Here is a 6,831-nt window from a genome sequence, read left to right as displayed (position 1 = left end):
AACTCGGGGCGGTGTTCGCCCGGCGGGGAGCCGGTCCGCTGTGGGACCGGGGCATGGTGCTGGTCCAGCTCGCGGTGGCGATCGTGCTCGGCGCGACCAGCATGCGGCAGATCAGCGTGCTGGCCCACCAGGCCGAGGTGTTCGGGGCGCCGCCGTCGGACTCCACCGTGCGCCGGACGCTGGAACCGATCGGGGCCGATGCGGTGCTGGCCCGGTGGATCGCGCGGGCGCGGGCGAAGGTCCGCACGCATGTCTGGGCGTTGATCGAGGCCACCGAGGCGGGTTTCCCCTGGCTGGTCGTGGCCGGGAAGGTGCTGACCGGATGGGTCGTCATCGACATCGACGCCACGCTCATCACCGCGCATTCGCCCAAGGAAGGCGCGGCGGCCACTTTTAAGCGGACGTATGGGTTTCATCCGCTGGCCGCCTGGTGCACTAATACGCAGGAGTCGCTGGCGATGCTGCTGCGGACGGGGTCGGCCGGGTCGAACACGGTCGCCGATCACCTGGAAGTGCTGGCCGCGGCGATCGAGCAGATCCCCGCCCGGTGGCGGGCCAAGCTGCTGATCCGCGTCGACGGCGCGGGCGCCACCCACGACCTGGTGGAACGCCTGCGGAAGCTGAACACCACGCGGCGCACGGTCCGCTTCACCGTCGGGTGGACGATTGGCCAGACGATCATCGAGGTGGATGAGACGGCGATCGCCGCGCTGCCCGCCGACGCCTGGGATGCGGCGCTGCGCCAGGACGGCACCGTGCATCCCCAGGCCGGCGTTGCCGAGTTGATCGGCGTCAACGCCCGTGCCGCCGGGTGGAAGGTGCGCCTGCTGGTCCGCCGGGTCAAACCCTCGGCCCGGCACAAGGCCAACCTGACGGCGTTGGAGAAGAAGACCGGGTGGAAGTACTCGATCATCGCGACGAACTTCGGCCCGCGAGGGATGCGGGGTGTGGCCGGCAGCCACCAGGCGCAGTTCATCGACGTGCTCCATCGCGCCCACGCCGCAGTGGAGGACCGGGTGCGCACGAACAAGGCCATGGGCTTGCGTAATTTGTCCAAGGCCTGGAACGTGAATGTCGGGTGGGTGCTGGCGGCCAATATCGCCGCCGACCTGGACGCCTGGACCCGGCTGCTCGGCCTGTACGACGACAGCGAGTTGGCCAGGGCCGAGCCGCAGACGATGCGGTACTGCCTGTGGCACCTGCCCGCCCGGCTCGTGAAACACGCCCGCCGCCGCATCCTGAAGATCAGCGGCACCTGGCCATGGAAGGAGGCGTTCTTGATCTGCTGGCAGCGGCTGTGCGCCCTGCCCGCGCCGACCTGACCAGGGAAAACACGTCCCCACGAGACAGGAAGGAGCGAAGCGCACCACCCCGCGGACCCATGGAAGCCGCCGCCCACCCGAGCGCCTCGGGCGGCACCCCACGCCGCACAGATGAATAAACAGGACGATCAGCTAGAAATCTCCGGCCAGCGGAGAGCTTCACGGCGCTCGGCCAACCGCTGAGTCATCGAGGTTGACGCGACCCACCGGCTGATGAAGCTGGCATCGAGAGCTCACAGCCTCATTTGTTATCGAGACCGCTGTCGTTGCTTTAATGATTTGCCCACGGGGCCAAGGTTTCCCACCTACCCTCCGGATGTGCGACAGGAGATAGGTAATCCCCTCCAGCCGTGTCGCTGTATTTGAAGGGTGTATCGGAAACGATTCCAGCTTTGCCGCGCTGCAAGCCATCAAATTGTAGACAACGAAGGTCATCCAACCCGTTCATGTCGATTACCAACCATGGAGCTAGGGAGAATGGTACGAATGCTTCGGACACAATGAAAACATTGCCCGAGATGACCGGAACAGTTAACTTTATCGTCCCTGGTACGGGTTTGCCGACACCCCTAAGGGTACATACATTGATATCGTAGCTGGAACCATCATAAGTCATGGATGTAGGAACAATAAGCTCTGCTCGCCACAGTGAGGATGCGCGGTGCGCGAATCTACGCAAGACGCCGTCAAGGCATTCGGCTTGCGCGGAACTAGGCTCTCCTCTGCCATGAGCAATACTGTTACGTAGGGTGACGAGGTCTTGTATAACCGAGCGATCTGACCGCTCAGGAGCCACCCATGAAAGTAGTTCGGCGGCATACCTAGCTGCTGTTTCCGTAGCACTATCTGCAAGAGCCGTGCACATATCGAACCAGGTGCCCATACTGGGTGCCGCTAACCGACCCGCCGTGATCGCTCTTAAAGGCCTTGCCGGTGTAGTGCTAAGACCGAGGATAGCGATGAAGCGGAGCACGGACTCTAGCGCATGCAACCCCTCTATAACCTTCTTTTCCGGGTCCGTCATTCGCACGTATCGAGCGAAACGGTATGCAACAGGAGTAGGCAGGTAGCCGCACGCATAGTCTAAGCTTTCGGCGAGACGATCTGTAAGTAGCTTTCCGCATCGTGGGAGTAGCTCCTCGCCCGCCTGGTCTTTAACAATCCAATCTGCGGTGCCGAGCCGAAGTGCCTCGATCACCTGCTGCTTCGACCCTTCACCTGAAAGCACCAGGCTTGGGAGACGATAGCCATTACTCTGTAACTGCTGAAGTAGCCATAAGCCACCCCACTCATCAGGCGGCATCTTCATATCGATCAATACAAGGTCGAAGACATTGGAAGATATTTGATCTAGAGCAGAACGCCCGTCAGTCGCGTATTTCAGGTGAGCCCCAGCTCGTTTTAGCGCATTACAGAGAGTGCGAGCGACATCACCTTGGTCGTCTGCCACAAGAATGCGCAAACTCCTCAAAGAGTACGTCACGATTCCGTCTCCTCCGTGATCGGTAGCGTGATAAGCCAAGCAGTCCCGGTGTTTGCGGCAACAGGAGTTAATTGTCCTCCGACTAGACTAAGCAATGCGCGTACTCCAAACAGCCCAAGTCCGTTCCCTCCAGGCTTGGTGCTACGGATTCTCTCACCTGACCTGAAGGCTGCGAGAACTTCGGGCGGAATCCCAGGACCGTTGTCTGCTATTTCGACTGCGGCCTCGTAATCGTCGGCTGTCCAATCCAAAGTGATGGAACCCCCATCGGGCAGTGCTTCAATCGCATTTCCGATCAGGTTATCTAAAATCGCGGTGAAAGCCCGCCCATCCATTGGGACGCGCACGACAGATTTCGATTCGGGGACGGATAGAGAAATCGCGGAAGGAAGTCGGGTAAGGACACTTGCTGCATATTGCCGCAAAAATGTACCGAGCTCCAGACTCTCATTGCCAGCTGGTCGCAACATCGACCTTGTCGCTCTAAGACGTAGAGCAAGGGCATGAGCCTGGTCCAGATGGCGGCTTGCGGTGAGTTGGCGCTGGAGCCGAGCAGTGCGGTTTTCCGCAGTTTGTGATGCAGCTGATCGCGCCGCAACTAGTTGGTTCTTGAGGTCATGTAGGAGGTCAGCCACAGCACCCGGATATTGCTCTGGCCGAGGGGTCAACGCGTTGATGACAGCCTGGGTTACTGGCCCCGGCTCAGCAGGCAGATCGAACTGTTCGATAATCACATCTATACTCCGGGCAGCTGTGGTCATTCTTGTCGTCTTGCTGACGGTTGACCACAAGGCGCAAAGCTGCTCAAGAGAGGATTCTTTTATAGGGGTGTTGATGTGGAAGCGCAAGTGGAAGGGACGGAAACTGAGCACCTCGACTTCTGTTGTTTCACCGTGGTCCAGAGCCGCGGTCAACGCTGCGTCAAGCACTGCACGCTCACGCCCCGAGACCTCCAGTTCTGGCGTAGGGTTCTTTATGCGCAATCGCCTGTGATACAAAAAGCTCCAGTCGGTGATGAGGTCACTGAGGCTGATATTTGGGTCTTCTGTACCTAGGCAGCGGTAAACGTTGCATAGCTGCACTAATTGCATTAGGGTGCCACTGCTTATATCCTCAGGTTCATCTACTTGCTCTAAGGTGTCCAGGGTGTGTATTAACAGTGACCCAAGAACATCAGTAGAGGTGTCGGATTTATCCAGAGCGCCCTTGAAAGCGTCTCGAAGGTAATTGTTGGGCTGAAGGTTAATTCGTAGGCCGAGTAGTTGATCTACCTCTAGCGCCCACTTAAGGAGATTCTTTGGAGACGAGGCGAGATGGAGGCCGAAGAATTTGGCATTAATCCAGCGCTGTATCGGAGCGGGAGGCGTTGTAAGCACGGAAAATTGATGCGCTAGCAGAAAGCGAGCGAGCGACCTTTCGCTTTCGCTGCATCCCGCCATCGAAAGTGCGGGACGCTCATCCGCAAGCTTCTCCAAGACCTCAAGAATGGGAAGCGCCGCATTGTGCTTCGCTTTCGTCTTGCCGCCGGCCATGACTTCTTCTGCGCTTAGCGCGGTTCGGACGTTCAACGTCGGACTATAGAGTGCGATGGTAGCCTTGAAGCGTCCTTGGTGATCCGGGCCTGCCATGAGGAAGTCGTAGGCGGTCTCCATCTTCATGGCGGCGGTAGCCCGCTGAAGAAGCGTGGTTGGATCCAGCGATGGTTCTCTTTGGGCGATCAGGCTCCAAATCGGCTGCCATTCTCTTGGCCAGCACTCCGCCAACGTGCTCGGAAACCCCTTGGCTACATAGATGGCGGCAATCAATGCTTGGAACGTGTTGGACCCCATATCTATGGGGATCGCCAATGAAGCCTGTCCTATTCCCAATAGCAGCCCGCTGGACAACCCCACCTGGCGGAACGCTTCATTATAGACGTCGTTGCTGATAGTGAGGAGACTAATTTCTTCGGGAGGATCTGTGATGAGTCCTTGAACAGTGGCGAGGACGTGCTCATAAGAGAGCGCTATAGACCCGATACGGGCAAGAGCTTGATTATCTTGCTGATTTGCTGCACTGATTGAAGACTTATTCTCGTAAGCCCAAGATGCGTGAATAAGTGCCTGCGACAATAAAGGTCGCGCCGCTTGAGGAAGCTCGAATAGCTTTTGAACTCTCTCCACCAAGAGCGCGTGTCGTCTCGGGTGCTGGATCTCGAGAGGGCGTCTGACGGCACTCTCGCGGTCTTGTGTTGCCGTGCGATTTCGAGAGACAATTGCGGCGGGGTAATATTTCTGGAGGAAATCTAGCGCAGCCTGCTGGGAAGCAAGTTTCTTACTCTTTCCTGTGCCTATTCCTCTACGTCCGCGGGAGTCCTTTATGACTGCCTGGAATGCAGTGTCATGGTCCGGACCATCACGGAAGTACTGAATCTCAGGTAGCCCGCCGGGCAAGTGCTCCTGAAGTACGGTTTTCGGATCGTCGACATTGTCGAGCTGCTTAGTGCTGACTATCGAGATAAATTTAGTCACCATTCGTGCCGCAACCGCACCTTCGCCAGCTAAAGCGAGGACGCCTATAAGCTGCCGGCATAGCTGGGCGGCCGACCTGCCGCTCAAACCTTCCATCTCTGCGCCGCGCCCTAACGCCGCCGAATTGCGCAGCCAACCCTCTTTTGCCGCCCATGAGGGTAGGGTAGAGATAATTTGCGCAACGCCCCTACTTATCGACGCTGAAGTCGGAGCGGCTTGTCCTCGGTACGTCTCGATTGTAGCTAGTCTGTGAATGAATTCTCCGCCCAGACGATTTAATGCATTCAGTAAGCCTTGCGTGACTCCTGGTAGGCGCTCGCGGTTCTCGTACAGATAAGAGCTATGCACCAGTGATACTGCTACCCCGTTGCGCAATTCTTGCGATGGGTTACTGAGCCCCATATGGGCCAGCATTTCCAGCGCTGATGTGACATCGTTGAAACTCGGATCGAAAGGCTGTCCAATCACACCCAGCCGTGACAGGCCACCAGCGTAACCCCTGCCTGCGACCATCTTCGTCCACTCTCTAGACCTTGATCGATAGATAGGGACGATAGCTTGCGATGGAAGGAGTTTCTACTGCTTGCTCCCAAGAGCGCTCGCGGTATGCCGACGGCCGTGACGCCGCCACCCGGCGCCTGCGCCGCTCATCGGCCAACTTCCCCACCGGCTCGCCGAGGCTCTGGCGGGCAATGGCCGTTGACACGGTAGTGGTTGGTCGACACGGATCCCACGGGAACTTCGGCTGTCGTACCGCTGAGCTCATGTACCTGGGGTACCGCTGTACCGGAAGTAAGCGCCCGCAGCCGCCGGTACATCGACATGTACTCCGTACTGTCCTCGTGAGCTGCTGACATCTGACGTCCCGGGTACGCCTGGGGTCCGGTCCCGGGTTCTCGTGGTCTCGTGGCACTGCTGAATTGTGCTCATAGGGATCAAGGGCGGCGCTGCGCGCCGCCTCGCGGGCCGTCGCCCGCTCGCTGGCCGGGCGTGCGGCCTGGGGGCCGGTCCCGGCCGACGGCGGCTCCGGCCGCTCGTGACAAGCGCCGAGTTGGCCTTCACACTGGCGGCGTGGTCGCCCGAGAGCAGTACGAACGTCTGGCACACCATCTCCAGCAGGATGGACGCGAGCGAGTCCGAATGACCTTCGCCGACGTGGCGCGCGTCATCGGCGAGGAGCTCCCAGCCAGTGCCTTCAAGCATTCAGCCTGGTGGGGGAGCGACCCCCAGCACACGCAAGCCGTATGGCTCGGCGTCGGCTATCTGGCCACGCCGGACCTCAGAGCGGGACAGGTGACGTTCGTTCGGAGCTGATCAAGACCATGCCTCCGGCGGGGGCCTCCGGCTCCGGGTGTCGTTGAGCTGGAGAGCGCGGGGCCGCGGTGGCTGAGGTGGAAGCCCGCGCATCCCGTCTGCCATCGACCCAGGCGGAGCCCAGCAGACCGACTCCTCCGGCTCAAGCCCGTCTGTGACGCTTGGCGTCCAATTGCCGAGGAACGGCGACCGGCGAATGGCC

At 59.5% G+C, this 6,831-nt stretch carries 4 protein-coding genes; 2 read left to right on the top strand and 2 right to left on the bottom strand.

Translation table 11 applies throughout. The features are described 5' to 3' along the window. A partial coding sequence (locus Mth01_RS28780; RefSeq protein ID WP_239090083.1) for an IS1380 family transposase occupies window positions 1-1,322 on the top strand: 1,322 nt, incomplete at its 5' end. Window positions 1,323-1,593: 271 nt separating this feature from the next. Here the strand turns inward: Mth01_RS28780 and Mth01_RS28775 are convergent. Beyond that, the gene (locus Mth01_RS28775; protein ID WP_204019111.1) at window positions 1,594-2,805 is read right to left on the bottom strand and encodes a response regulator transcription factor; all 1,212 of its coding nucleotides are present in this window, start codon (window positions 2,803-2,805) and stop codon (window positions 1,594-1,596) included. Beyond that, window positions 2,802-5,783: an ATP-binding protein gene (locus tag Mth01_RS28770; protein ID WP_204019110.1), complete on the bottom strand. Its 2,982-nt coding sequence runs from the start codon at window positions 5,781-5,783 to the stop codon at window positions 2,802-2,804. Before Mth01_RS28770 ends, Mth01_RS28775 begins: the two co-directional genes overlap by 4 nt. A 603-nt stretch (window positions 5,784-6,386) precedes the next feature. Between Mth01_RS28770 and Mth01_RS28765 the strand changes: the two genes are divergently transcribed. Further along, window positions 6,387-6,629: a DUF7662 domain-containing protein gene (locus Mth01_RS28765; protein ID WP_204019109.1), complete on the top strand. Its 243-nt coding sequence runs from the start codon at window positions 6,387-6,389 to the stop codon at window positions 6,627-6,629. The last annotated feature ends 202 nt before the right edge of the window (window positions 6,630-6,831 follow it).

Source organism: Sphaerimonospora thailandensis (assembly GCF_016863115.1).
GTDB classification, from domain to species: domain Bacteria; phylum Actinomycetota; class Actinomycetes; order Streptosporangiales; family Streptosporangiaceae; genus Sphaerimonospora; species Sphaerimonospora cavernae.
This window is presented reverse-complemented; position numbering and strand designations above follow the sequence as displayed.